General features: G+C 65.6%; 26 protein-coding genes. 2 read left to right on the top strand and 24 right to left on the bottom strand.

What is annotated here, in order from left to right; translation table 11 throughout:
- From AOK23_RS05065 to AOK23_RS47670, 23 genes are all read right to left on the bottom strand, one after another.
- Positions 1 to 1,239, bottom strand: coding sequence for a restriction endonuclease subunit S (locus tag AOK23_RS05065; protein ID WP_157877944.1), 1,239 nt, complete (start codon positions 1,237 to 1,239; stop codon positions 1 to 3).
- A complete protein-coding gene (locus tag AOK23_RS05060) occupies positions 1,236 to 3,209 on the bottom strand; it encodes a type I restriction-modification system subunit M (RefSeq protein ID WP_055711538.1) in 1,974 nt (657 codons plus the stop codon). Before AOK23_RS05060 ends, AOK23_RS05065 begins: the two co-directional genes overlap by 4 nt.
- 388 nt (positions 3,210 to 3,597) lie before the next feature.
- Positions 3,598 to 4,428, bottom strand: coding sequence for a hypothetical protein (locus AOK23_RS05055; protein WP_055711537.1), 831 nt, complete (start codon positions 4,426 to 4,428; stop codon positions 3,598 to 3,600).
- Between the two features lie 6 nt (positions 4,429 to 4,434).
- The gene (locus AOK23_RS05050) at positions 4,435 to 4,758 is read right to left on the bottom strand and encodes a hypothetical protein (RefSeq protein WP_055711536.1); all 324 of its coding nucleotides are present in this window, start codon (positions 4,756 to 4,758) and stop codon (positions 4,435 to 4,437) included.
- Positions 4,759 to 4,823: 65 nt separating this feature from the next.
- On the bottom strand, positions 4,824 to 5,120 hold the full coding sequence (locus AOK23_RS47685) for a hypothetical protein (protein ID WP_055711535.1): 297 nt from the start codon (positions 5,118 to 5,120) through the stop codon (positions 4,824 to 4,826).
- Positions 5,120 to 6,175 carry a major capsid protein gene (locus AOK23_RS05040; protein WP_055711534.1) on the bottom strand — a complete coding sequence of 352 codons (1,056 nt, stop codon included), beginning with the start codon at positions 6,173 to 6,175 and terminating at the stop codon, positions 5,120 to 5,122. The genes AOK23_RS47685 and AOK23_RS05040 overlap by 1 nt, the downstream gene beginning before the upstream one ends.
- 12 nt (positions 6,176 to 6,187) lie before the next feature.
- On the bottom strand, positions 6,188 to 6,607 hold the full coding sequence (locus tag AOK23_RS05035; RefSeq protein ID WP_055711533.1) for a head decoration protein: 420 nt from the start codon (positions 6,605 to 6,607) through the stop codon (positions 6,188 to 6,190).
- A 150-nt stretch (positions 6,608 to 6,757) separates the two neighbouring features.
- Positions 6,758 to 7,444: a hypothetical protein gene (locus AOK23_RS05030; protein WP_055711532.1), complete on the bottom strand. Its 687-nt coding sequence runs from the start codon at positions 7,442 to 7,444 to the stop codon at positions 6,758 to 6,760.
- Between the two features lie 134 nt (positions 7,445 to 7,578).
- Positions 7,579 to 8,553, bottom strand: coding sequence for a hypothetical protein (locus tag AOK23_RS05025; RefSeq protein WP_157877943.1), 975 nt, complete (start codon positions 8,551 to 8,553; stop codon positions 7,579 to 7,581).
- Between the two features lie 53 nt (positions 8,554 to 8,606).
- The gene (locus AOK23_RS05020) at positions 8,607 to 10,439 is read right to left on the bottom strand and encodes a hypothetical protein (protein ID WP_055711530.1); all 1,833 of its coding nucleotides are present in this window, start codon (positions 10,437 to 10,439) and stop codon (positions 8,607 to 8,609) included.
- Between the two features lie 41 nt (positions 10,440 to 10,480).
- Positions 10,481 to 11,614 (bottom strand): TIGR02391 family protein, encoded by a 1,134-nt coding sequence (locus AOK23_RS44480; protein ID WP_240496252.1) that lies wholly within the window; start codon positions 11,612 to 11,614, stop codon positions 10,481 to 10,483.
- A 115-nt stretch (positions 11,615 to 11,729) separates the two neighbouring features.
- Complete coding sequence (locus AOK23_RS05010; protein WP_240496251.1) at positions 11,730 to 13,085, bottom strand: terminase large subunit domain-containing protein; 1,356 nt, start codon at positions 13,083 to 13,085, stop codon at positions 11,730 to 11,732.
- Between the two features lie 179 nt (positions 13,086 to 13,264).
- Positions 13,265 to 13,801: a hypothetical protein gene (locus tag AOK23_RS05005; protein ID WP_055711528.1), complete on the bottom strand. Its 537-nt coding sequence runs from the start codon at positions 13,799 to 13,801 to the stop codon at positions 13,265 to 13,267.
- Positions 13,802 to 14,412: 611 nt separating this feature from the next.
- Positions 14,413 to 14,925, bottom strand: coding sequence for a hypothetical protein (locus AOK23_RS47680; RefSeq protein WP_157877942.1), 513 nt, complete (start codon positions 14,923 to 14,925; stop codon positions 14,413 to 14,415).
- Between the two features lie 18 nt (positions 14,926 to 14,943).
- Positions 14,944 to 16,389, bottom strand: coding sequence for a methyltransferase domain-containing protein (locus AOK23_RS05000; RefSeq protein ID WP_055711527.1), 1,446 nt, complete (start codon positions 16,387 to 16,389; stop codon positions 14,944 to 14,946).
- On the bottom strand, positions 16,386 to 17,057 hold the full coding sequence (locus AOK23_RS04995) for a ParB N-terminal domain-containing protein (protein ID WP_055711526.1): 672 nt from the start codon (positions 17,055 to 17,057) through the stop codon (positions 16,386 to 16,388). The genes AOK23_RS05000 and AOK23_RS04995 overlap by 4 nt, the downstream gene beginning before the upstream one ends.
- A 57-nt stretch (positions 17,058 to 17,114) precedes the next feature.
- A complete protein-coding gene (locus AOK23_RS04990) occupies positions 17,115 to 17,357 on the bottom strand; it encodes a hypothetical protein (RefSeq protein ID WP_157877941.1) in 243 nt (80 codons plus the stop codon).
- Positions 17,358 to 17,481: 124 nt separating this feature from the next.
- Positions 17,482 to 17,691: a hypothetical protein gene (locus tag AOK23_RS47675; protein WP_157877940.1), complete on the bottom strand. Its 210-nt coding sequence runs from the start codon at positions 17,689 to 17,691 to the stop codon at positions 17,482 to 17,484.
- Positions 17,692 to 17,926: 235 nt separating this feature from the next.
- Positions 17,927 to 18,847 (bottom strand): SAM-dependent methyltransferase, encoded by a 921-nt coding sequence (locus AOK23_RS04985; RefSeq protein ID WP_055711524.1) that lies wholly within the window; start codon positions 18,845 to 18,847, stop codon positions 17,927 to 17,929.
- Positions 18,848 to 18,862: 15 nt separating this feature from the next.
- Entirely contained in the window at positions 18,863 to 19,114 is a 252-nt protein-coding gene (locus AOK23_RS04980; RefSeq protein ID WP_055711523.1) for a hypothetical protein, read from the bottom strand.
- On the bottom strand, positions 19,111 to 19,446 hold the full coding sequence (locus AOK23_RS04975; protein WP_055711522.1) for a hypothetical protein: 336 nt from the start codon (positions 19,444 to 19,446) through the stop codon (positions 19,111 to 19,113). Before AOK23_RS04975 ends, AOK23_RS04980 begins: the two co-directional genes overlap by 4 nt.
- Before the next feature lie 59 nt (positions 19,447 to 19,505).
- On the bottom strand, positions 19,506 to 20,672 hold the full coding sequence (locus tag AOK23_RS04970) for a ParB/RepB/Spo0J family partition protein (RefSeq protein WP_055711521.1): 1,167 nt from the start codon (positions 20,670 to 20,672) through the stop codon (positions 19,506 to 19,508).
- 163 nt (positions 20,673 to 20,835) lie between these two features.
- Complete coding sequence (locus AOK23_RS47670) at positions 20,836 to 21,006, bottom strand: hypothetical protein (RefSeq protein WP_157877939.1); 171 nt, start codon at positions 21,004 to 21,006, stop codon at positions 20,836 to 20,838.
- Positions 21,007 to 21,343: 337 nt separating this feature from the next.
- On the opposite strand from AOK23_RS47670, the gene AOK23_RS47665 reads away from it, so the two are divergent.
- Entirely contained in the window at positions 21,344 to 21,871 is a 528-nt protein-coding gene (locus tag AOK23_RS47665; protein WP_157877938.1) for a hypothetical protein, read from the top strand.
- 5 nt (positions 21,872 to 21,876) lie between these two features.
- On the top strand, positions 21,877 to 22,635 hold the full coding sequence (locus tag AOK23_RS04960) for a hypothetical protein (protein WP_055711519.1): 759 nt from the start codon (positions 21,877 to 21,879) through the stop codon (positions 22,633 to 22,635).
- Here the strand turns inward: AOK23_RS04960 and AOK23_RS04955 are convergent.
- Complete coding sequence (locus AOK23_RS04955) at positions 22,576 to 23,598, bottom strand: recombinase family protein (RefSeq protein WP_055711518.1); 1,023 nt, start codon at positions 23,596 to 23,598, stop codon at positions 22,576 to 22,578. The genes AOK23_RS04960 and AOK23_RS04955 overlap by 60 nt on opposite strands.
- Positions 23,599 to 23,990: the final 392 nt, after the last annotated feature.

Raw genomic sequence — 23,990 nt, 5'->3', positions numbered from 1 at the left:
TCAGGCCCCCTTCGTGATGTCGATCTGGCCGGTCACGGCCGCAGTGATGAGCGCAGACTTGCGCTCCTTCGCAAGATCGATGTGCCGCTTCGTCTTGACGATGAGCTTGTCGATCTTCGCAGTCTCACTGTCCAGATGTGCCGCGATGCGTCGCTGTTCCTGGAGCGTGGGAGCAGGAATTCGGAGGCCCCGGATGTCGTCGAGCGCAAGCTGGACCTTAGTACCGCCGACAGCTCCTTGTAGAAGCTGGTCTTGGCCTTCGGTTCCGAGCATGAAGTACCCGACGAACCGCGGGTCCAGCCGCGAAAGATCCAGTCGGCACAGTGCTACGTGCTGACTGACGTAGGCATCAACCCATCCTGGCCCAACCACAGCCACAGAGCCGATGTAGGCGGTGATGGAGAACAGCAGGTCTTTCTCTCGAAGCCTGGTCCGCTGCCCCTCTCGTACATGGGGAGGTAGATCGACACGCTGGATTTCACCACCCAGCTCAAGCGACTGGCGCGGCAGGTTACCGATTCGGACGAAGACGTCACCGTCGTCCGCGTAGTAGTCACCCCACCCTCGCGAACCGCTCGTAAGGAACTGGATGAATCGCCTGAGCTGGATTCGAGAATTGGGCAACTCCTGGAACGCGTGACCGATCACAGCCTGACGCCGTTCCTGCAGCAGCCCAATGAACCGCTCCTGCGCAGCGATCAGCGCATCGATCTGTCCAATCTCCCGATCCAGGTACTCAGTGATGGCCTGCTGTTCCTCGAGAGGTGGGAGAGAAATGGGAAGTTTCCGCAGTTGGCCATTGTCAATCTCAATTTGGCCAGGACGCACCCCGCGCGACAGCCCCTGGTAGATCGCCCTATACGCATCCGAGCGGAGCGCATAGTTCAGATATCTGACATCCTCTTGATGAGTAGGGGCGAAGCAGATGTAGTGACCAGAGACAATCCCGCGATATTCTGAAATTCCAACTGACCCTTGCCACGCCTTCATCCGATTGACTACGAACCAGCCGGGATGAACCAGTTGGTAGATGTTTCTGTTTTCCGCCGTCTTATTCAGGTTCTCCCGCGACTCTTTGGGGACTACGCCATAGTCGCGGAATACTGACAGCATCATCTCGTCCGGATGCTCGACATCTTTGATCCTGTCAAACATGGACCAAAGCGGCGCGTTATTCCATCGCGCCGGAACGTCTGTCAGCCACTGCCCTGACGGGCCAAGGAAAGACGAATCGATCACGCCTCAACCTCCTTCAGCAGCCCGAGGATCTCCTGTAGGGATTCGTTGAGGTCAGCATCGATCTCGGCCAGGGTGCGCGGGGGAGCGTACTTGTAGAAGTGACGGGTAAAGGGGATCTCGTATCCCACCTTGGTCTTGGTGTAGTCGACCCAGGCATCCTCAATGTAAGGCTTTACCTCAGCCTTGAAGTACGCCTTGATGGTGGCATCCTTCGCATCGTGGGTCTTTTGGTGCTCTCCCCAGCCGAAGGGGACAATCTCAGTGTCGCGCAGGCCTGTGTCAGGCTCGGGCTCGCCCTTGTTCTTGCCAGACTGGAAGCGGCAGATATCTGCGTTCTCGTCGCGCTCACCGAGGGTCTGCCACAGGGCCTTGCGCTGCGCGGAGGTCAGAGTGACATCACGGGAACCGAGGTGCTTACCGAGGTCCATAAGGAAATCTTCGCGGTTGAGGTAAACACCCCCGCCGAACGAGTTCAGGGCGCCGATGAGGCCGTTGATCTTGCCGAGAACCTTGTGCTCAGCAACGAGGGCGACGCGCTCGGGGACGGTCGCGAAGTTCAGGCGCAAGGGGCGTTCGATGGTGATCTGCCAGTAGGCGAAGTCGAGGTTGTCGAAGATCTTGGAGGTGTCTGAAACCTCCATGTCGGCATACTGCTGCAGCACGCGCTCACGGGCAGTTTCGTCGATCTGAACACGCTTGGATCCGAGGGACTTACGCATCTTAGAACCCAGGGCGGTGGCGTCAATGAGCTGCACCTTTCCCTGACGCTCGGGGCGCTTCGCATTGTCAAAGATCCACAGGTACGTGGAGATGCCAGTGTTGTAGAACATATCGTTCGGCAGCGCAACAATGGCCTCGATTAGATCGTTCTCCAGCAGCCAGCCTCGGATGTCGCTAGAGCCGGCCCCGGCGCCACCGGAGAACAGCGGGGAGCCGTTCAACACAATGCCGGCTCTGGCGCCACCGTCCTGACTGTCGGCGGGGTTCATCTTTGCGATGGCGTGCTGGACGAACAACAGGGCGCCATCGGAGGTCGGGGGTAGGCCAGCCCCGAACCGCCCGCCGAAGCCCTTCTTGTGCTCCCTCTCCACATCCTCGGCGATGTATTTCCAGTCCACGCCGTAGGGAGGGTTGGAGAGGATGTAGTTGAACCTGTCGTCGGGAAAATGGTCCTTGGTCAGCGTGTTACCCAGAGCGATGTTCTGGGGGTTCTGGCCCTTGGCGAGCATGTCGGAACGGCACATGGCGTAGGACTCGGGGCGCAGTTCCTGCCCATAGAGGAGGAGCTCGGCGTCCGGGTTCATGCGGTGCAGGTGCTCCTCTGCCACGCTGAGCATGCCGCCGGTGCCGACTGTTGGGTCGTAGATGCTGCGGATGGCGTCGCCGGACAGACCGTTGTCGTCCTCGGCGAACAGCAGGTCGACAAGCAGGTTGATCGCGTCGCGGGGGGTGTAGTGGTCACCGGACTCAGCGTTGGACGACTCGAAGTCCATGTAGATGAGGTGCTCAAACAGCTCGCCCATCTTGGAGTTCGGCACGGTCTCGGGCGACAGGTCGAGGTCGCGGAACTGGCGGACGATCGTGGCGAGAATGCCGCCTTTCCTCATCCGCTCGATGTGCTGGGGCAAATGGAAGTTCGCGAAGACGTCGATGTCGTCGCTGAACCCGCGCACGTACTCCAGCAGGTTGTCGGCCATGTCGTCACCGGAGTCGTAAACCGAGGCCAGGGTGTGCTTCGTCGTGTTGTAGAACTTCACACCGCCGGTGAGAGACTTGATCATTTTCACGCGCAGCATCTCGTGCGGCTGCTGAGCGATGATCGCGGCAACCTGGGCGCGGTGGGGTGCCATGACGCACTCCAGGCGGCGCAGGATCGTCATGGGCAGGATGACGTCACCTGCCTTGTTGCGGGCATAGACACCGCGCAGGGTGTCGGCGATAGCCCAGACGTCCTTCTTCAGGTCGACCACTTGAGTTGTCCTTCCTACTGACCAGTGACGGCGCTGGTCCACACACGAAAATGTAGATGGTGCCACCGACAATCGACGCCACTCCGGGGGTGGCGCCCGATTTAGGCGGAAAGTTCGATCCTGTGTGCGTTGCGTATTGTTTCCCCGTCAAGCTGGGTGCCGTAGTGCCTGGCGGGCCCTGCGGTGCAGGGGACACTCCTCGCCGGAGCCCGCTGTGTCGCGCTGGCCGCAGAAGCGGCATCCTGGATCATGTCCACAGTCTTGCGGTCGGACTGCGCGCACCGTGATTGGCGGTGCTGCACAGACGGGGGATCGACGCATACTAAGGACCGCGCCGGGGCAGAGTCGGAACGCTGACTCAACACCCCCCGGCACGTGAAGGCCTCCGTCAGAGACCAGGTCCTGGACGCCCCATAGTGTCCGGACGCGGCCCGAATCCACGCCGACAGCGTGGATGGGAGATCGGCCACTCGGCCGCCTCTTCGACAGTGCGCACTGTGCGGTTGGCCTTGTCTGGGTCCTGATGGGTGGTCCATCCGCAGTCGGCCCCGTCGAAGACCTCGACCGTGGTGACGCCGGCTTGGCGGGTCCGATTGAGAGTGCCCGCGTTGTAGGCGACGGCCGACTTGGTGAGGGTAGCGGCCTCGGCCCAGGCGCGGACCGGCACGCGAGCACCATTCCGGTAGATGACGTGCGTCAGTTTGTGCTCGGCTGCGAGCCTGTCCGCCAGGTTCTTTGCGGCCTGCTTAGCCGTCATGTTGCCCGCTGCAAGCAGCGGAACCTCTCGGCGGGCGGCCTCGCGAACCGCCCGATAGAACTGGTTCGCCATCCGCTCGGCTTCCTGCGAGCGGCGCAGGAAATCGACGTAGGAGTCGGCCGCAAGCGACTGGAGGGCGTCCCGATGGAACGTGGTCCAGGTGAAGGTCACGCCGAGTGTTTCGGCAGCCGCTTGGGCACCAGCCGCGTACAGGTGAGGTAGCTGTCGCTCGACGAACTGCCGGGCCTCCTGGTCAACGCGCTGGCGGAAGGTCCGGATAGCCTGCTTGAACTCCTCAAGCGTCGCCACGGTGTACGGAGTCCTCGGGTTGTCGGCGAACCGGACGATGACAGCGCGCTGTTTGTCGGCGAGACGCTGCCAGGCTTCCTCGAGCACCGCCGCGACACGGCGCGCGATCTCATCCGAGTCTCCGGGTACCAACGGTGGCCACTCGTACGGCACGCTGCTCTACCGTGCCCGAGTGCGTAGCAGTGGCGCGGTCACGAGGTCAGTGCCTTGCTCTGTCTCCGCCGGCTCGTCGGGCGCGACGACGTCGACGAGCGCGGCGATCTGGCGCTCGATCCCTGCGAGGTTGTTGCTCTGATCGATGGTGACCACGCCGTCCACCGTCATCCGCAGCGGATCAGCGAGCAGCTTCGCGCGCCGCTCGGCCAGGACCTCGTTGGCGACGGCGCGCGCGGACTGCAACCGCGCGTAGCGGGCGTCAAGATCAGCAATGTCGGTAGTGGAGCCGAGCTGAGCCAGTAGCCAGGCCCGTACGGGGTCGTCCACGGATTCTCCTGTCGTGCGAGGGAGGCTCGGCACCGTGGCGGTGCCGAGCCCCAAAGGTGGTGCTGCTACTCGGCGTCGGGCTTCTTCGTCGCTCGCCGCCTCGGGGCCTTGGCCAGCTCCGGCTCCGGCTCCGGCTCCGGCTCCGGCTCCGGCTCCGGCTCCGGGGGATTCTCCGCGTTCCCCGTCCCGGCTTCCTCCTCCGGCTCCTCGTCGGCGGATGCCCCGTCCGGCTCTTCCCAGCAGCCCGGGTTGGTGATGGCCCCGACCAGGTCCTCGTCCGGCTCCTCGCCGGGCTGAAGAACCAGCAACTCATGGGTCACCGGGTGCCGGACGTGGACCGCGGCCGCCAGTCGGCGCCCCATCACAGCACCTTCGCCACGATGTGCGCGTCCGGCGTGTGCAGCACCGGCATGGTGACAGCGGCGCCCTTGGTCCAGATCTGCGGCGGGTCGTCCTGCGTTCCCCGCGTGATGATCAGGCCGGGAGCGTCCTCGCGGACGATCGCCGGGTTGGAGCCGCGGGAGAGGACGAGGGATTCCGAGGTGGTGCCCCACTGGATGTTGCCCCACTTCGGTCGGTCCGGCGGCAGCATGATCCACCGGTCGTCCGGCAGGCACTTCACGGCCGTGCCGTCGACGCGGACCTGGGCCTTGTAGAAGGTGATCGGCGGCAGCCCGTAGTTGCCCCGAACCACGTTGACCTGTTCCGGGGTCAGGCTCGCGGTCGGAGTGGTCGACGGGTTGACCGAGCCGTAGTACGCGGCGCGGTACGCGTTGTTGAGCGCCAGGTAGCTGAACGCTCGCCGGGATGTCAGCACCATCGCGGGCTCGGGTGCGCCGAGGTCGTCGAGGTACTGGATCCACGCCAGCTCGTCCCGGATCGGGTCGGAAGTCGGATCGGACCAAAGAATCACGGCTGTCGGCATGTTCCCGGCCGGGACGCCGAAGTCGACCTCGGTGACGAACTGGTTCTCGTTGATGGTGAGCTTGCCGTCGAGGAGCACGTCAGCGGCGGCCAGCTCCACGCGGGACTTGATGGCCTCGACGTGCCGCTCGACGTCGTCATACAGCAGTTCCAGCAGCCGGTCCATGTCCGCGTTGCGGGATGCCTCCAGCAGCAGCTGTTCCTGCTCCCCCACCACGAGCTTCTGTCCGAGGGCTGGCAGCATGCCCTCGCGGACGTTCGACCACGCCTCGCGGGACGCGAACGGCACGGACGCGTCGTATGCCCGGTACTTCGCGGTGGAGACGTAGCGGCCGGAGTCCTTGATCCGCCACTTCACGTCGTTGAGCTGCAGCTGCGGGAACACCGGGTTTGTACCGCCGCTGAGGAGGAAGTCCGCCGGCGTGGGCAGGGCCCGCGCGAATGCGGTGAGGTCCTGGACGGTGACGTCCTTGATGAGGTCCTGAATGGTCATCTGCTCGTCACCTCACACGAACCGGATCTGCGCACCGGTCGGCGACCAGGTGACCTTGGTGGTGTCGATGCCGCCGGGCACCTTGGACGCCTTGGCGACGCCGTGCCACAGCAGTGCGGCCGGGACCTTCGTGACGCCGGGCGCGAACAGTGCCTCGGCGAAAACGAGACCGGCCAGGACCTGGGTGCCGTCGGACGCTGCCGGGTTCCACGGCGCGTACAGCCCCGAGGCGGTGATCTTGCCGACGGGGATGCCGGACACGACGCGGGAGTACGGCTGGTCGGGGTCGGTCGAAACGAAGTAGTGCGTGTTCGCAGTGAACTTCGACAGGTCGAGAGTGATCGTTTCGGTCTGGTCGGTTCCGTGCAGCGAGGCGAGCCAGTCACGGTTCGCGCTGTACGTCGCCGACCGGGATACGGGCTGAATGGACAACGCCCCTACCTCCAGTGGACGGTCGCGGATGGGTGCCGCGCGCTCACCGGGCTGGTGGCGCCGTCCACGAATCGGGTAGGGGCGTGGTCCCCGTGTCCGGCCTGCCCGCCGGTGGGGTCATGATCTTGGCCATGACGTGTTTGAGCTGCGTCAGTCGGTGATGAAGCCGCGTCGCCGGGCCATGTCGAGGCCAGCCGCTCCGGGCTTGGGCGGAACGCCTCCACGTGTCGGCGGGCCGCCAGCGGGAGATCCGCCCGGAGCGGGCGGTGGGGTCTCGCGGGCCTGGCCGAACAACTCGGGGCGCCGCTCCTTCAGCTGCTCGGCGGCAGCGATGACGGTCTCCTCATCAGCGTCGGGCTGGTCGTCGAGCGCGCGGTCGATGAGGAGCACTGCATCGTCGAGATCCTCCCCGGTCGCGCCGAGCCCTGCGAGGGCGGCGCGTCGGATGGCGGCGCGTTCCCTGGCCAAAGCCTGCGCCTCGCGCGCCTCTGCCGCCCTCAGCTTCTCCTCGGCGGCCTGCTCCCGGCGTTGGACCTCGGTCAGCGCCGCCTGGTCGGCCTTGCGCTTAGCAGTGACGAACTCGGTGAGCGCCTCTGAGTTCTCGAAGCCGAGTTCGCCAAGCAGCTTCTTCACAGCGGCGCGCCCACCCTGGGTCTTCTCTCGGGCCAGCAGCCGCGACAGGTCCTCCTGCGTGACGCCGCCACTCGGCGGGCCGTCCGCGTCACCCGACTTGTTGGAGTCGTCGTCGGGTGAGGCCCCGAGAATCGGATAGATCGGCCGCCCGTCACGGCGGTGCCCGACGGGTTCGAGCGGGTTGGGGAGCGAAGGCCTCGTCATGCGTGAACCATCCACAGGTCTCCAACGCCCCCGCGCCAGTGATCAGTGTAGCGACCAGCCAGCCTGGGCCGTTTCCTCATGGGGCAGTTACCCGGTACCGCAGCTCACATCGGGTGATGCGCTGGTCCGTGGTATCAGGTCTCAGGAAGCGGAGTTATGCCGTGCACAATCGTGGCAGCGTGCTCGCAAGCGATCTGGACTTCGTCCCATGAAGGCACTTCTCCCGCATGCGCGGCGCGGTTCCTGACGTTGGCGAGTTGCGCGCCGAGCCTGTTCTTGGACACCCTCAGGTTCGCGCCCAGCTCCGTACACAGGCTGTGCAGGCTCATCAAACCGTTGACGCCCTTGATCGCTTCGTCGATGACCGACGTGTTTACGCCCTTACCGATGAGCTCACGGGTGATGTGTCCAGCCAGCGCAACTTCCACCGCTGTAGCCGCGTCAATGACTGCTTTGCGGAACATGCCTCCGACCTTGGCTTCCACAGCATCGAGCAGTGTGCGGTGCTCGGGCGGCAGCAACTCGCCAGCCGAAGCACGCCTCAGTGCGCCGGCAAATTGGGCTCTGTTGAGGGGTTCCGGCCAGACGTACACACCACGTTCCCTCGGACCGTTGCTGACGATTGCACCCTGCTCGTCCATGATGTGCACGGCGGAGGGACGGTAAGGGTCGAAGTCCTGCATCGGTTCACCGCTCCAGACACAGGCCCATTCCTGAAGTATCCGGAACCAAAGGAAGAAGTCGTTGCCCAGATCACGCACCGGCTTCTCCAGCGCGTCTTCCCCAGGACCGAGGACCGGGGCGATGGCCACAGCCTCGACGTAACAAATGCGCTGCGCGCTGCGGAAACCCCAGGCGTTCGTAAAATCCCGCATCATCGCCTCCGGAAGGGCCTCGCCGGCTACCTCAGGCGGTGCCGCAAGGCGGTCCAGTCGCCCATAGCGGTCAGGAGGCGGGGTAGAACTGGGGTCACCTTGCACGACCGGCAGGGCCACTATGACCTGGTGCCTTCCGATCGCGACCTCTGCGGCGAAACCCAAGACCTCCACGTCCACAGGCACAGGTCGAGGGAACTGGGCTATGCCGGGGTAGCGATGGCGGGACGTCATGCGCACGATTATCGGGTCGTCGTCCCTCACGAGGCTCGGCATTTCCTGTGGTCTCATGCATCACGCACCTCGGCCGGTATCAGGAGCGTGTCTGGGAGTTCCGGGTCCGCTTCCGGCAGACCAAGGTACTCGCGTACAGCAGCGTTGTCCCCGGTCGCGTCAGCAAGGCGGGCGGCAGCCTCGAAGGCACGGGACTGGATCCGCTCGACCTCCGTCTGGGCGTCGTCAATCGGATATCCGGCGTCGATGAGCATCCGGACGCCGGTCTCGACGGACAGCACACCGGCGCCCACGCCCTTGACCACCTCGTCGAGGACGGCGGCACGGTCTGTCGGGGTGTGCGGGCCCCACATCAGGTGTGCGGGAAACGACTCCCCCGCTGGCCAGCCCTCGGCCTGTCCGGCCTGGTGAAGTCGCTGCACCATGCGGAGAAGGATGGCGTACTTGTGGTTGCGGGCCAGCCGCATGGAGGCAACCAGCGAGTCCAGCGGGCCGAGCGCGAGCTGTAGCGCGTAGCCGGACGGCAGTGCGGTCGGGTCGAGGGTGCCGAGGCCAGCGGCGGTGAGACGACTGTTTGCTGCGATGCGGTCGAGGATGTGATCGACCCGGGCGCGCAGTTCGGCAAGCTGAGCGGAAGTGTCGAGGACGTCCATCCGCCCGTTGTCGTTGAGCTGCCACACCGTCCCCGCTCGGACCTTCACTGGGAGCGGCTGGCCGGTCACGCGGTCGATGGGCAATCGGGCCCCGGCCAGACCGATGATCGGAGAGCCAGTCGTGGCCGATGCCCCCGAGCTGTCAGTATCGGTCGCGGACAGCTCGTCCAGGGCCTGGAGAACAGTCGCTACGGTGGGCTTTCCCCAGTGCTCTCCGCTGGCGGGAATGCTGTTGGTGATGTGGATGACGGGGATGAAGTCCACCATGAGGTCGAGCCGGTCAAGGACTTCGCCGTCCGAGCGGACTCGGTACCGAGCCTTGTGCATTGGCAAGTCGTACAGCAGGTCGGCGTACTTGAGATCGTCCAGGTTCCATTCCGCGTCCGTGAGGTAGCACGTCCACGGGGAGGGCCGGTTCGGTGCCCATGGGTAGGTGCGCGTGATGACGCCCGTCTCCGCGTTCATCATGTCGCCCTTGACCAGGATCGGTTCGCCGTCGTCGGCGTACAGGTGCTCGCGTATCGGGCTGTCGTCCTTTGCCACGCTGCGCCGACTGGCCGGACCGATCGGGCCCAGCTCGTACGTGATCCTTCGCAGCCTCGCCTTGAGGCCACGCCGCTTGTCTTCGGGAAGCTCCCATGCCAGGTGCACCCGCAGCGGGAACTCAGCTCCGTCCTGCTCACCGTCCTCCGGCCACTCCGGGAAGTACAGGCCCGGGTCCCAGGTGCGCAGCAGGACGCGTCCCTTCTCGGGATCCCAGGCCAGGGTGTAGACGGCGTCGCCCAGGAGGATCGCGGTTCGCTCGGCCTGCTGAAGGCGCAGGGGCAGCAGTTCCTTCTCCGCCCAGGCCCGGAGTCTCTCTTGCACAGCCAGCGCCGCGGCTGCCTCGCGAGTCGGCTCGTCGTCGGTGTGCTCCGCACCAGCGACGCTAATGGTCTGCTCGGTGCCGAGGAGGTAGCCGAGCGCGGTGTCGACCAGCTTGGAGGCGTCGCCGAGTTCCCTCCGCTCTCGGCCTGCCTGATCGTCTCCAGTGACGGCGGCAACCTGGCCGGCCTGGTTGGAGTCGTACGCGGCCAAGAGCCGGTAGGCGGCCAGACGCCGAAGGTCCTCGTCCGGCACCCATGAACGGGTCAGCTCCGCCCAGGTGCTCCGGCCTGGCCGACGCGGGTCGGCCATGGCTGGCTTGTAGTCCAGCCAGCTCCAGACGTCGGTGATCAGCTCGCGCAGGCCCACAGTGCCCCTCCAGGCAGTCGGCCCCGCGCCGCAAGATCAGGTTACGGCGTTCCGGCAACCTGATCAGACCGGGCACTGAGCTCCGCTTCAGCGAGGTCGAGCCGTCGCATAAGAAGGCTCGCGAAGACGAGCATCTCTTGGGCTTCCTCGGGATCGTCGACGTCATGCGGGCCATGCGCCCTCGGATTGCGGAGTCCTGCCATGGCGCCCCGGAACAGGTTCTGGAAGCCTTCGCGCTCGCTGGCCAGCGAGGAGCCGGTGGACCGCGTGACCACGAGCTTCGGCGTGTCCGAGGCGAGAGCCAACCCCATGAGTCTTGTCCCGACCTCGGACGATCCGATGAGCGTCTGAACTCGGTTCTCCACGGCCTGGTACGCCCGGAATACGGCGTCGGCGTGTTGGCCCTTCTGGAAGCGTTCAGCTGCTACTGCCGCCACGTCCGGGTGAAGCGGAATCGTGAGCGTGAACGCAAGCTCGGGCGGTGGTGCAACGACGGGTGCGCATACAGCGGGCGCCTGCACAAACACGGGGTCTGGAGGCGTAGAAGGGAGCACGTTCGTCCTTGCCTTCCAATACTCGGCCAGTCCGGCCACCGCTGCGAAAGGTCGGATGCGGCGGTCGAAGGACACGCGCCAATACAACTCCTCGGGCCGGAATCCGAGACCCGACGTCCAGGGTTCAAACACGCTGAGGTGCGCAGCGCGATAGAGGACCTCCGCCGGCGGGTAGACGCCAGGGTCGAAGGCCGGGTGCGAACCGAGTACTTCGGGGTCGATGTACGGATGGCTGGGAGCCGAAGGATCGTCAGGCGCAGGTTCCCAGTCCCGCTCAACGACACCTCCGAGACGAACGAGGCCGATGAACGCCTTGACCTCTGCGGCAGCGTCGTCGCAGTGCACTGCGCCAGCGAGAGAGAGTTGGATCAACTGATCGGTCTGAGGCGGCCGTCGCTTTAGGTCGCGATCGATCCCCATCACCAAGCCCTCAGGAAGCTGCGCCACAGCGTGCTCGAAGTGGATGCCGTCGCGGTAGAGGGACCGGTCGATCTGCTCGAAGGTCGGCCACCGTCCCGTCTGCGCGAGGTGTCGCCAAACAGAGTTGAGGAGCTTGTACCCCTCGTCGCCCGAGGGGCGAGGCATGCCCTTCGGCGCGACGGCACGCAAGCGCATGTTCATGGACGACCCCGCGACTCTCTGTCACCGTACAGATCAGGAAGGTTATCCGACCGCGCATTCGTCCGGCGACTATGTTTGGGTAGTTTCCTCTTGGGGCCGTTTCCTGCAGGTGGGGTCAACGGCGGCCGTCGAAGCGGTCGTCGTCGGTGTCGGTCGGCAAAGTGTCGAGCTGATCTGGGTCGGCGAGTTCCGTGAGTCCGTGCACGGCGGCGTCCATGCGGTCCGGGCTGTCCATCCCCTCGACCCAGGTGACCATCTGCTCCTCCAGGTCGGGGTACTCGCCGACGTGGTGAACGAGCTGCTGCTCGTACAGCTGGGCCACGGGAGCAGCGCGAAGACGCTTGCCGACCTTGGCGGTGACCTCCAGGATCATCGGCATGAGGAGGCCCCTGGTGACGCCCTCCCGGCGCAGCTGCTCCCATGCCTGTGTGACGATCTGCCTCGCCATGTCTCCGCCGTAGTTCTTCTCGACCACGATCGCGTCGGCTTTGAGTTCGAGGGCGAGTCGACATGCGGCCAGGCCCCAGTCGTTGGCGCCCATGAAGCCGGATCGGTCAGCCAGGAGGTACAGGTGGCGGTCGAAGTCGCGACCGACGCCAACGACCCCCGTTTCGTCGCCGACGGTGGACTCTCCGCCGGCGGGGTCGACGGCAACGACGATGCGTGCCAGGTCGATGCCGGAGAACTGGACGGCGTTGATGCGGGCGGTGTCGATCCACTCGCGCTTCCAGACACCTCCCTCCGGGGGCCGGGGTTTCTGCATATAGAGGGCTCCCCATACGCGCTCGCCAACGCGCTTGCGGGTCTTGGCGTGGTGGGCTGCATCGAAGCGTTCGGGCCACAGCGGGTCACCAAGCTTGCGGCCGAGCGGGTCATCGGGACTGTCTGCGAGGGCAGGCAGGTCGATGACCCGCCAGGCGTCGCGCTCGGTGGCGAGGATGCGTCCGGCGAGATCGTCTTCGTGCCACCGGGTCTGGATGAGGCAGATGGCGCCGACGGGTTCGAGTCGCGTCTGCAGTACGGATGTCCACCAGTTCCAGGCGCGCTTGCGCATGGTGGGGCTGTCGGCGTCGGCCATGTCCTTGACCGGGTCGTCGACGATGGCGATGTGGGCGCCGCGCCCGGTCAGGCCACCGCCGATGCCTGCGGCGAGGAGGCCGCCTTCGCCGCCGGCGATATCGAAGCGGTTGGCGGCCTGGCTGCCGGGCTTGAGTTGGATGCCGAGCTCATCACCCCAGGTGGTGATGGCGTCTCTGATCCAGCGTCCGTGATCGTCGGCCAGGTCTGCGGAGTAGCTGGCGATCATCATGCGGTGGCCTGGGTTGCGCCGCAGGTACCAGAGGGGCGCCCAGCGGGAGGCTCGGCGGCTCTTGCCGTGCCGCGGGGGCATGGTGAGCATGACGCGGTCGCATCGGCCTTCGGCGATGTCGATGAACGCCTGGTCGATGAGGTCCAGGTGGGGCGCCTGCATCTCGCGCCCTCCGGTGAGAACGGCTGCGAGTGCACCGGGTGAGCGGTCCATGGCCAGTTGGCGTTCAGCGCGGGCAAGTTGGGCGCGCAGCGTTGACGAAGCTGCCCGACCAATGGCGCGTCGCTGTGCTGGTGGGAGCGTCTTGTAGCGGGCGATGACGCTCGCGTAGTCGTACCGCGTCATCCGCCGTCCGGGTCGGTGAGGTCGATCAGGGCGCTGAGTTCGTCCGCGGTGACGTCCTCGACCTGGACGGGGCCGCCGTCTGGGCCGGACAGTTCCGTCCTGACTGGCATGTCGAGGCCGAGCAGCCGAGCGCGGCGCTCCATGATCCGCAGTGTGCGGTCGATGGCTGCGAGGTCCTGGTCGCGGACGGCTTTCTTGTAGGCGACGAAGAACAGACGGTCGAGTCGGTCGGCCTCCAGTGCGCGCAGCTCGTCGACGTCGTCGTTCAGTTCAGCTCGGCGGTCGGCGAGCGCGGTGCGGACGTCCCTGCACGCGGCGTGGATCAGGGCTTCGTTGGTGGGCGGGTCCTGGTTCTTGCGGTACCGCTCGATCCCGTAGCCCCGCGGGTAGGCGATGCCGTCGGAGTTGACGGTCGGGTCGGCGGCCAGCTTCCGAGCGATGGTGAGCCAGTCCACGCCGGCGAGGCGCAGGTCAATGGCGTCCGAGCGGCGGCGCGCGATGGCCGCACGCGCGGCTTTGTCGGGGCGTCCCACGGCGGGGTCCTCCACAGCTCGGGTGCGCCCCCGCGCCCGTCAGCCATGATCGCACTGTGCGCCTGCCTTCTGCACCAGCGGCCAGTCTCGAGAACTGGCCACTCGGTTCTCGTGCGTGCGCTACGGTGGCGCCTGGAAGTCAGGGCCCCCCAATGTCGGCTGCGGACTGCAGCGGACTGCGCAGGGCCCCATGCTGTTGATGGACTGAGCGAATCCGGCGACTCGCTCGACCCGTCTCCAGCAACGAGGCGAGAGCAAGCCGCTTCCACAACGCTCCGAAGCCGACCAGACGGACCGCAAGACCTGAGTTTCAACCGCCGGCACGGAACTTGGTTCAGCCACTCGACGTGGCCGGACTGAGTGTGCCTGCGCACAGTTCGGCCCCAGAACGAAAGGAAAGCCGAACTGTGGAGTCGACTGTCATCCTGTGGATCTTGGCGTGGTCTGGAGTGTTGTCCGTTCTCATCTGGGTCGCCCGAGGCGTACTAGATCAGCTGCCGCCGCTGATCGGCTCCTGGCGCCGCGTTCGCGCCACCCTGTGCGAGGGGGATGGCTCCGCAGACCCCATTGAGGATTCACGTGACGCGGACGCGAACGAGCCCGAACGAATGTCACAGAAATGACATCTGCTCACCTTCTCCAGGACGCCGGGGCGGTACATACTCAGGCGGGGCGTCCGGCGCATTGCGCTCGGTTCGGAGCCACCAGGCGAACTGGTAGTTGCGGCAGGTGCGGAAACGATATGACTTCCGACGAGGTTCACTGTCAGGGATGTTGTGCTCGCCCCATCCGGTGATGGGGCGAGCGTTGTGGAGGTGCACGTATAGGCCCGGCACCAGGGCATAGCCTTTCCACTGCTCTCCTGGTGCGCCCTCGAAGGCCAGGTGCGCGTTTTGGCTCCAGTTCCAGGGGATCGGCAGCGCACACAGGTACCAGGCCAAGGGCGGGTTATCCATGGGAAGTTCCACTGCCTGGTGCCGACTGCGCACGTCCACCCGGGGACGATCAGGGTGGCCGAAGCTTCGCAAGCAGTGCTGGTCGAGGGCCACGTGCCGCACGCCCGCGAGCCACATGATGTGATATCGGGCTCGCGACTCAATTTCCACTCTTATTCGCTGCGACATGCGCTCCCCAGTTGATTCTCAATTAGCAAGAGAGGAATTTCTCTCCAATACCAATTTTATCAAATTTCCCACCAATTCCAGGTGCCTGTTGTGCCGGAAGCCGTTCGGGTAGGGCATGTTGAATTCTTCTTCGAATGCCTTCTCGTATTCCACTTTGGGGAGCGCGATAGGACCCCGGCAGGTGGCCTTGAGGTTGGAGCCGCTGAAGTCGCTGAGCTGCACGTCCTTGAAGTAGCGCCGGAGCAGGGCTTCCAGGGTTTGCGGCGTGTGGAAGCGGAGCTTCTGCCACTTCCCCTTGACGAAGTTCATCTCGACATTGTTCTCGTCGAGGAAGCTCATCTTCGTGGTGGCTGTCTGGGAGGTGACGCGCTTGGCTTGCTCGTCACGGAGTTCGCGGGCAAGGCTGCGCGTGCCGAGGCACACGACGCCGTCAGCCGCGCACAGGGCGTTGACGGTGGTCAGCACCCAGTGCTGGTAGTCGACGGACGTGGTGGCGTTGATGACCGAGTCGAGGACCACGACGTCATAGAGGCCGTGGGTCTGGATGTCGGTGTTGATGTCGCGGATCATGCCGACGACGGCACGGACGTCGACGGCGTACGAGCCGTCTCGGCAGCGGTAGGGCTCGTAGTCGTGGATGTTGAAGCCCTTGGCGCGCAGATGCTTGGCGTAGTCGCCGTATCCGGCGCCGAAGTCCACGACCCTGTGGGTGGGCTTCAGCCAGGGCGTGACCAACTGATCCCAGGTCTCGGACCCGTAGGCGAGCTTCCCGGCCTTGGCCTTGGACGAGAACTTGCGTAGGCGCTTCGGCTGGACGATGTGCTGATTCCAGACGGGGGCCTTGTCCTCGATGGCTGTCCAGTCGTAGACGCCGTACTCGCCGGTGAGGTCGGCGTGGAGCTGGGCAGCGTCGGCCGAGGGCACGGTCCAGGCGAGGAGGTCGAATCGGGAGATGGAGGCGACGACGGCGTACTCGGCGTTCAGTACGATGCGGCCCTGATCATCGATGACGACGCTCCCCCAGGGGCCGTGGCCGGCGGTCATGTGGCCGATGGCATTGACGAAGCTGAGGTTCTTGCGCTCGGCAACGCGGATGGACTGCCAGGGGATCCAGGCCCATTCGCCGATCGGGCCGGGCTCGGCGTAGACGACGCTGGCTTCGGTCTCGACTCGGTTGTGCAGGAGGTTGAACTGGATCTCGTCCTGCAGCCGCACCTTCGTGCCGAGCATGACCGCGGGCGTGTGCGTCAGCCCAATAGCTTTGAGTCCCTTGGTTCTCTGGTGGCCCGCGACGAGTGTGCCGTCGGCGTTGAGGATGACCGGCTTCACGACGCCGTGGCGGCGCAGAGATGCCTGGAGTCGGACGAACGCGGTCTCGCTGAGTCGGCGCGGGTTGTAGTCGGCAGGGCGAAGCTGGTCGAGCGGGTAGGCCTCGTAGAACTTCGTGGTGGGCGCGGTGCTCATGTGGTCTGGCCTTCCTGTTCCGCCTGGTGGGCGTGCTGAAGGACGTGCCAGCCGAAGCCGAGGTCGCTGTTCGTGTCGTCCACGAACTTCGTGTAGATCGCGTTGAGGGCTTCGACCTCTTCGGAGGTGATCCGGACGCGCTTGGACTCCCACTGGAGGTAGCCCCACTGGAGGTAGTCGACAGTGGCGGCGGCCCCGGTGCCGGCGCCGTCGGAGGTCAGTTCGAGAGTCTCGGGAAGAGAGGTGTCGTCCAGGAGTCGGTCTACGCTCTCGCGGTCGTAGCCGGTGCCTGCGAGGTCGGGGATGTCGGAGAGAATCTCGGCCAGGAGAACGGAGTCGTATCCGGCGAGGTCGTTGGTCCGGTTGTCGACGACGACGATGCGGTCTGCTGCGCTGTCGTCGACGTCCACCCAGGTGACGGCGATCTGCTCCCAGCCGAGCTGCTGGGCGGCGGCGTAGGTGTGGTTGCCCGCGAGGATCTCATTGGGCCGTCCGGTGAGGTTCCCTTTGTTGACGACGATCGCGCGGTACTGGCCGTTGACGGTGAGCGATTCGGCGATGGCGGGGAGGTCGCCGTTGCGCGGGTTGCGGTAGTACGGCGTGAGGTCCCCGATGGGGACGGCCAGCGGTAGGAGCAGTTCGGGGATATTGGCGGGCGTCGACGTCACGGGGGATCCCTTGTGTAGGTCGTTCCCCGCGCCCTACAGCTGCTCAGAGTAGACGATCTACACCGCGTCGCGATGGTCGCAGGATCGAGCACTCCGCCTGAACGGGGGTGGCCGGCGTCTCATCCGACGTTGGGCGTGCTCTATGGAGGCTGCCATGAGTGCGCAGGCGGGGATGGCAAGGAGGCTCGCGAGGAAGGCCCCGCCGCCGCCGAGCTGGACGATCACCCAGGCGATGACGGCGATAAGCGCCATGAGCAGGGCGGCCAGCGCGTCGGCGGCGAGGCGAAGGAGGGTGCCCATCACCGGTTATTGCAGCGGCAGATGCCAGGCGGCAGGCACCAGGAGTCACAGGATGCGCACCACACAGCTCCAGGTACGGGAGGGGTCCGGTTTTCCGGCTCGGGCTGGGGCGCCTGCTTGGCGGTCATGCTGCTGTGTCCTTTCGGCGTCGGGGGGATAGGGCCTGTTCGAGTTCCGCCAAGTGCCTTGTTGCGTCGGGATCTGGGCCTCCCTGGGGTTCAGGGACGGGGTCCCGCTCAGCGAGGACTTTGGCCACCGGACCGTCCCGCTCGACGAGGAGGCGCTCGTACAGCTCCCGGTCTCCTGGGTCCCCCTTGAAGTCCTCTGCGTTCATGGCACTCCTGAGTGCACGGGGACCCGCCCCAGCGTGAGCTGGGGCGGGTCCGGTCGCGATCGTGGATCTTGGCGGCGTCCTGGGTGGCTCCGCTTTCGGTGCGGGGCCGGTGCCTGGCGGGTAGGGCGCGGGGGATTGGCCACCCGCCAGACACCGAAGGGGATGCCGCATGCCACGGCGTGCTGACGGGCCGGTTCCTCTGCTGTGGCCGTTCCCGCCAACGAAATAGAACGTATCACGCTTCACTGTTGGGATCTATCTCTGCCCATAGGGCTGCTCCGTATCCGAGTCCGTCAAAGGGGGCCGTCCCGTGGGCTGTTGGAGCGTCGACAAGGAACAGGTCCTGCTGGACAGTGCGAGGTCGCGCTCGGAAGTCCTCGGCTCTCGGCGCGAACCGGTTGAAGCCGGAGGGCGGCGTCGCATTCCGGACCGGTATCACCGCGACGACCGTACGCACCCCTACGGAGGGGAACGCGTCGTCCGGCAGTTCCGTGATGGTGCCTCGCGCCTCCTGGACACGCGCGCGGAAGTCCTTGGTCAGGCGGTCGGAGCGAAAGGTGAGGCCGCCGGACATCACCGCAACCACCAGGCCGCCCGGCCGAACGAAGCGCAGGGCTCTTCCCACGTGCCTGATGTCCTGCCGGTCTGCGAAGGGTGGGTTGAGGACTGCCCGGTGGTACCGGCGCTCAACCTTGACGTCGAGGAAGTCTGCGGTCATGACTCTTCGGGCGTACCCGCCAGAGCGGATGTGCTCGGCCCGGGTGGCGTCGAGCTCCACGCAGTCGACGATGACGCCGCGGGCGGCGGCAGGCTTGGCGATGGCGCCGCGACCGGCCGACGGCTCCAGCATCTCGCAGCCGGGTTCGAGCTCGGCCAGCTCCAGGAGCTGTTCAACGACGGGATCGGGCGTCGGATAGTAGCCGCGCTCGGCATCGGTGGTTACCTCACCGGTGGCGAGCAGTCCCGCCATGGCCTCGGCGGCATCACCGGGGAAGAGGTGAGCGCGCTTGTAGCGGTTCCACCGGCCACCCGCCGCGCCCAAGGCGAGGTTGACCCGCTCGTACAGCTTGCGGTCGAGCTGACTGGGAAGTCGAAGCATCGGGCCATCGGCCGTGGCCGCCCGGATCACGTCGAGGACATCGGGATCTATCTGCATGGCTGGGTCTCCTGATCACAAGTACTGAGTGCAGGTGGCGGCGAGCGGATGGCCCTTGTGGTCGTCGCAGACGGCGTCGCCCGTGTTCGGGTCGGTACCGCCATCGCACAGCTCGCAGACCCAATAGCCGCAGACAACACAGATCGCGGAGGCGAGCCGATTGTAGGGATCGGCCAGGTCGGTGTCACAGAGGTGACAGACGGAGGGCGGCAGCGTGCCGTCGTCGGGCCAGGTCTTCAAGCCGTTGATGTGGGCGGGGCGCTTCATGCCGTCCGCCCTCCCCGCTCACCCGCGGTCTTGGTTCCAGCGGCAAGCAGCGCCGCTTCGAGCTCGACCAAGCGGGCGGTGATCATGATGTGGGTGCGTACGTACACCGACCTACCGGCACCCTTCATGAGGTCGGCGGCGGCGAGGAGGGTCAGGTTGTACGCCTCGTCCAGGGCCGCCTGATCGTCGTCATGGCGTGCCGTGAACAGGTGATTGGCAGCCTGGCGAACGAGTTCGGCCACGGTGGAGTCGTACTCCTCCAGGGCGTTGGCCGAGGCCGGCACGTCGAACAGGTTGCGGTTGATGTTGCGCATGCTCGGGATCGGGTTCATCGAACTAAGGCTCCGTAGAGAGGGGGGCGGCCCCGGTGGGCCGCCCCCTGACGGACAGGTCAGGCCGCGACGGCGTTCGGCTCGGTCACCGTCTCGGAGTCGCCTTCCTCCAGCTCGGCCGGGCTCTCGGGCTCCGCCTCGACGGCGGGGGCGGGTTCGGCCTGCACCTCCGGCTCCGCAGCGGACTCGTCCACCTCCGGAGTGGACTCGGCCTGCGCCTCCGGCGCGGCGTCGCCCGCGTTCGGCTCCAAGTGGGTGAGCAAGGCGTCGGCCTCGGCAGCCAGGTCGGGCGCCTCAGCGGCGGGGTTGACCATGATCTCCTTGGCGTCGGCGTGCGCCTTGGCCTGGCGGAGCTGGAAGCGGGCCTTCTGGACGAGGGCAGCGACCCGGTCCATCTGCTCAAGCCGCTTGCCGACCTCGCCCTCCAGACTGTTGGCCAGGTCCATGGGGTCGGCCTTGCCGATGTCCTCCAGCAGGGTGCACATCCGCTCGATCGCGTCCAGGTCACTCTTGGTCTTGGCCTGCGTGCGGCTCCGCTCGGCTTTCTCTTCGTCGGTCATCTCCTCGACGTCGACCATGGAGTCCTGCTTGGCCGCCTTCTCCTGCTTGCGCATGGCGTAGGCGATGTGGACCAGCTGGTTGTCGGTCTTGTCGCCCTTCTTCCAGTCCTCGAAGACCGCCTTCTGGTTGCCGGGGGAGAGCGCGGCGATCTGGACGGCCGCCTGCGTGCCGATGTGGCCCATGTCGACGGCAGTCTGGATCTCCGGGCGCAGGTTCAGCAGGGCCAGACGGAAGTTGACGTACTGGACCGACTTGGAGAACGTCTTCGCGACGCTCTCGGGCGTGGCTCCTTCCTCCTGGTCCAGGACCTTCTTGAAGCCGCGGGCCTCCTCGAGCGGCAGCATGTCCTCGCGGTTGAGGTTCTCGGCCATCGCCTTCTTGAAGGAGTCCATATCGCTGATCTCGGCGTCGTCCCCGTCGGGCAGGAGGACTTTCGCCTCGATGGTGATGTTGTCGGCCATCTCGTTGGCGCGGAAGCGGCGCTCACCGGCGACCAGCTCGTAGCCCCCCTCCGCCACCTTTCGGACGACGATCGGCTGGAGGAGACCGTGCTGCTTGATCGAGCCGGCCAGCTCCTTCAGCGCCTCCTCGTCGAAGGTCTCGCGGGGCTGGTTCTCGTTGCGGCGGATCTGACGCATCTTCAGGGTGGCGAACTTGTGCGACATTTCAGACTCCAAGAGGTCGGTGGGGGCTTCTCCTTTCCCCCTTCGTTCTAGTTCTATTCTATATGCATTCAGGAGGTGGGTCCACATTCTCGAGAAGTTTTTGCAGGTCAGGCGCGCGAAAGCGGACCCCAGCGAGGGATCCGCGTTCGATTACTCGCCCAGCTCAGCCCGCGTCGACCCCACCCGGACGCTGCGCGCCACAGCCGACCCGGCTTGGGTCAACGATCGCCAGCGCCCCGAGCGCAAGGAGCGCCGCCTCTTCGTCCAAGGTGACGTTCTCAACGCCACCCGACTCTTCCAAGCGGGCCAGTACCCGGTCCAGCTCGATCCCCACCCGTACCCTCCCCGCATAGCGGTGTTCAGCCTCATAACGAGCGGCAGCCAATTAGATCCCCACACAGTCAAGTTGGCGGCACACATCAGCGGGTCGGAAGGGTGCCGGACACGATCTCGCAGCCTGGGAGGTGGAAGAGGGGGCGGCAACCCGGCACTGAGTGCGCTTTCTACTGCGACTACCGATCTTGCCCAGCGGGTAACTCATTGTCAACTAACCTAGACAATAGGCAGGCCCGCGAGACAACGTCGCCTCATTGCACGGATACTTGGGTACGACTTGACCTGCCACGTTCCGCCCAACCGGGCCTGCCATACCACCGAGGAGTAGCCGTCACATGCCGCTCGGCCCGGACACCCCTCTCTCCAGCAAGCTCGCCGTCCTGCTCAGCAGGAAACGACAGAGAGACGGGAGAACCCCCAGCACGCGCGCCCTGGCCGCCGAGACGGCGGCGACGCCCGGGGGTAAACCGGTGATGACCCACCAGGTCGTCAACGATCTCTTGAACGGAGTGAAGTCGGACCCGAAGACCACCCAACTGGTCGGACTCGCAAGGGCGTTCGGTGTTCCGGTAGCTTACCTACTCCCCGGTTACAACGGCCTGACCTCCCTATCGGTCTACGAGGAACACCAAGACGCTCGCGAGGCGCTCCGGCTCATCCACGACCTAGGTGAAACCGGCGCCGCTGAACTACTCGAGGCCGCGCGTGAGATCCGGCTGCGACACGGACGCAGTGATCTAAATGTGCCAGAGGTGCCCGAGCCCCTCCCCCCAGTCGCGGAACCACCGCGGCCAGGCCGGCGAAGGCGCCTCAGCTTCACCGAAGCAGCCGAACGCGCGGTCTCTGACCTGGAAGGAAACTGAACCCAATGGACAGCATCGTCTTCGGACTTTGCGCCCTGTTCGGCTTAGCGGGCACTGCGCTCTCCGCCCGTGAGGCGTGGCGCCGTCGGGATCAAGTCGAGTACCGCATCGCTCGACTGACCCGTACCACGGCCTTCGGCGTCTGCACAGTTGGCGTGATCCTTGCCGTGCCGCAAGTCGAAGAGCTCGTCGAGTCCGTGACCGGCATGAACAACGCAGCGAAGATCGGCGCTCACATCTGCGCCGTGCTCTGGTGCGGCAGCCTTCAACTCATGCTCGTGGACTGGTCGTACAACCAGGACGTACTCAAGGCCAGCCTCTACGCGCGTATCGCCTTCGCGGCATGCGTCCTCGCAGCCATGCTGCCACTGTTCGCCTACACCACCGAAGAGAGCATCGAGTTCACGACCGAATACGCCAGCATCCCAGGCGTCACCGTCTACTTACTGATCTACCTCGGCTACGTCGCGATCACTTGCGGCGAGATCGCGTTCCTGTGCTCCGGGATGGCGATCGTCGCCCGACGGGGCGGACATTCCTGGTCGGCTCGCGGGCTGGGGCTGTCTACAGTGTCGGCCCTTCTCGGAGCTGGGTACGCCGCCAGCAAGGGCTCATACCTGGTTGCCAACTACCTCGGGCACCCTTGGACGCTGGAGACGGAGGAGGCCATCTCGCCCGTCCTGGCCGGGCTCGCCGTGATCACGCTAATCACCGGCCTGACCATGGCGATGATCGGCAGGCGCCTCGCCGCCCGCATCGTCTGACCCGGCTGAGAGGTCGGCCAGCTTGCGCCAGTGGAGGACGACGCGCCCTGGCTCAAGCGTTCGGACGCCGCGGGCGCTCGCTGGGAAGACCTCAACGTTCTCCAAGAGCAATGTGGTGATGGCCCTCTTCGAGGCAGTCGGCGCAGCGTTCCACCACCTCACCAGATCCTTCGCCCTCCCCAGCGAGAAGTTCGCCATCTGCTCCGCGTACCTGTTCCGCGATCGGGCGAACTTGAGGCTGTCGGCGATCTGCTTCTCGGCAGCCACGAGCGCGTCCTTGCTGATCTGACGCGTTCCGTACAGGGTCCCTACTTCGGTACGCCGCGCTTCCAGGTCCTTGATTTCACGATCAAGGTTCTCCGCCAGCCTTCGCACAGTGGCTTGGGCCTCGAGGATCTGGGCGCGGACACCGGGCTTGAGGAGTTCCGCCACGACGTACTCACCGACGTGACTCTCCAACAGCTCCGCGTCAATACGGACTTCGCCGCAACCTCCTCGCCCATTCTTGTCCTTCGGACGACAGCGATAGCCAGGAGTGCCCGCGTTGGTCCGCGCGCCTTGAAGCGCATGGGTGCACTGACCGCAGGTGCACCCGCCATCGGTCAGCAGGTAGTCGTACGGCTGCTCCGGGTCGCCCATCTTCCGGTGCTGCTCACGGGCGAGCAGTGCCTCGAACTCCTCACGGGTGATGACGCCCGGGTGGCCGGCGTCGACGAGCTGGCCATCCTCGTCGTAGCGCAGTCCTGCGATCGACGGGTTACGAAAGAGCCGTCCGACCGAGGCGTCCTTCCACTCACCGCCGAGCGTCCCCCGGTATCCCTGTCCGTTCGCCCAGACAGCGACTTCCGCATTGGACACGGACAAGTCGACCAGCGCCCGGCTGACCATCTGGCGCAGCGGGTCCACTTCGTCATCACGCAGCCGCTGACGCGACTGATCGTCGAAACCGTAGAGCCGTGGCATGCGGTGGTCCGTTCTCGTCTCATACGCCCTGTAGCCGCCCGAATCCTAGGCCACAGCACCGGTACCGCGGCTATGAACCCGAGAGGACCGGCTGACCAAGGGCTACGCAGGTCACTACTCCGGGGGCGTCACCCCCAGAACGCGCCAGAGTGCAGCAGTAGGGACTCTCACCGTGCTGCCCAGAGGGAGCGTCTGCACGGGGAAAGACCCGTTCTTGATCAAGTTGTAAGCCTTGTGCGTACCGATCCCCAGCGCCCGAGCAGCCGTCGTGACGTTCACCGTCGGCGGGAGCGCGAGCAGTTCTTCCCGGGTCATCGCGCTGGCCCCGGAGTTCGTAGCTGCAGAAGCGTCCTTCGTTGTCATTCCCGTTGTCGCGATCTCCCCCGCGCCAA

Source organism: Streptomyces torulosus, assembly GCF_001419765.1.
Taxonomy (GTDB): Bacteria; Actinomycetota; Actinomycetes; order Streptomycetales; family Streptomycetaceae; genus Streptomyces; species Streptomyces torulosus.
This window is presented reverse-complemented; position numbering and strand designations above follow the sequence as displayed.

Coding starts and splice junctions, on each gene's coding strand:
- AOK23_RS47685 (WP_055711535.1), bottom strand. CDS start 5,120: ATGGGGCGCCGACTGGCGGCCGCGGTCCACGTCCGGCACCCGGTGACC.
- AOK23_RS05040 (WP_055711534.1), bottom strand. CDS start 6,175: ATGACCATTCAGGACCTCATCAAGGACGTCACCGTCCAGGACCTCACC.
- AOK23_RS05030 (WP_055711532.1), bottom strand. CDS start 7,444: ATGACGAGGCCTTCGCTCCCCAACCCGCTCGAACCCGTCGGGCACCGC.
- AOK23_RS05025 (WP_157877943.1), bottom strand. CDS start 8,553: ATGACGTCCCGCCATCGCTACCCCGGCATAGCCCAGTTCCCTCGACCT.
- AOK23_RS44480 (WP_240496252.1), bottom strand. CDS start 11,614: ATGAACATGCGCTTGCGTGCCGTCGCGCCGAAGGGCATGCCTCGCCCC.
- AOK23_RS05010 (WP_240496251.1), bottom strand. CDS start 13,085: ATGCAGGCGCCCCACCTGGACCTCATCGACCAGGCGTTCATCGACATC.
- AOK23_RS47680 (WP_157877942.1), bottom strand. CDS start 14,925: ATGTCGCAGCGAATAAGAGTGGAAATTGAGTCGCGAGCCCGATATCAC.
- AOK23_RS05000 (WP_055711527.1), bottom strand. CDS start 16,389: ATGAGCACCGCGCCCACCACGAAGTTCTACGAGGCCTACCCGCTCGAC.
- AOK23_RS04990 (WP_157877941.1), bottom strand. CDS start 17,357: ATGGGCACCCTCCTTCGCCTCGCCGCCGACGCGCTGGCCGCCCTGCTC.
- AOK23_RS47675 (WP_157877940.1), bottom strand. CDS start 17,691: ATGAACGCAGAGGACTTCAAGGGGGACCCAGGAGACCGGGAGCTGTAC.
- AOK23_RS04985 (WP_055711524.1), bottom strand. CDS start 18,847: ATGCAGATAGATCCCGATGTCCTCGACGTGATCCGGGCGGCCACGGCC.
- AOK23_RS04980 (WP_055711523.1), bottom strand. CDS start 19,114: ATGAAGCGCCCCGCCCACATCAACGGCTTGAAGACCTGGCCCGACGAC.
- AOK23_RS04975 (WP_055711522.1), bottom strand. CDS start 19,446: ATGAACCCGATCCCGAGCATGCGCAACATCAACCGCAACCTGTTCGAC.
- AOK23_RS04970 (WP_055711521.1), bottom strand. CDS start 20,672: ATGTCGCACAAGTTCGCCACCCTGAAGATGCGTCAGATCCGCCGCAAC.
- AOK23_RS47665 (WP_157877938.1), top strand. CDS start 21,344: ATGCCGCTCGGCCCGGACACCCCTCTCTCCAGCAAGCTCGCCGTCCTG.
- AOK23_RS04960 (WP_055711519.1), top strand. CDS start 21,877: ATGGACAGCATCGTCTTCGGACTTTGCGCCCTGTTCGGCTTAGCGGGC.
- AOK23_RS04955 (WP_055711518.1), bottom strand. CDS start 23,598: ATGCCACGGCTCTACGGTTTCGACGATCAGTCGCGTCAGCGGCTGCGT.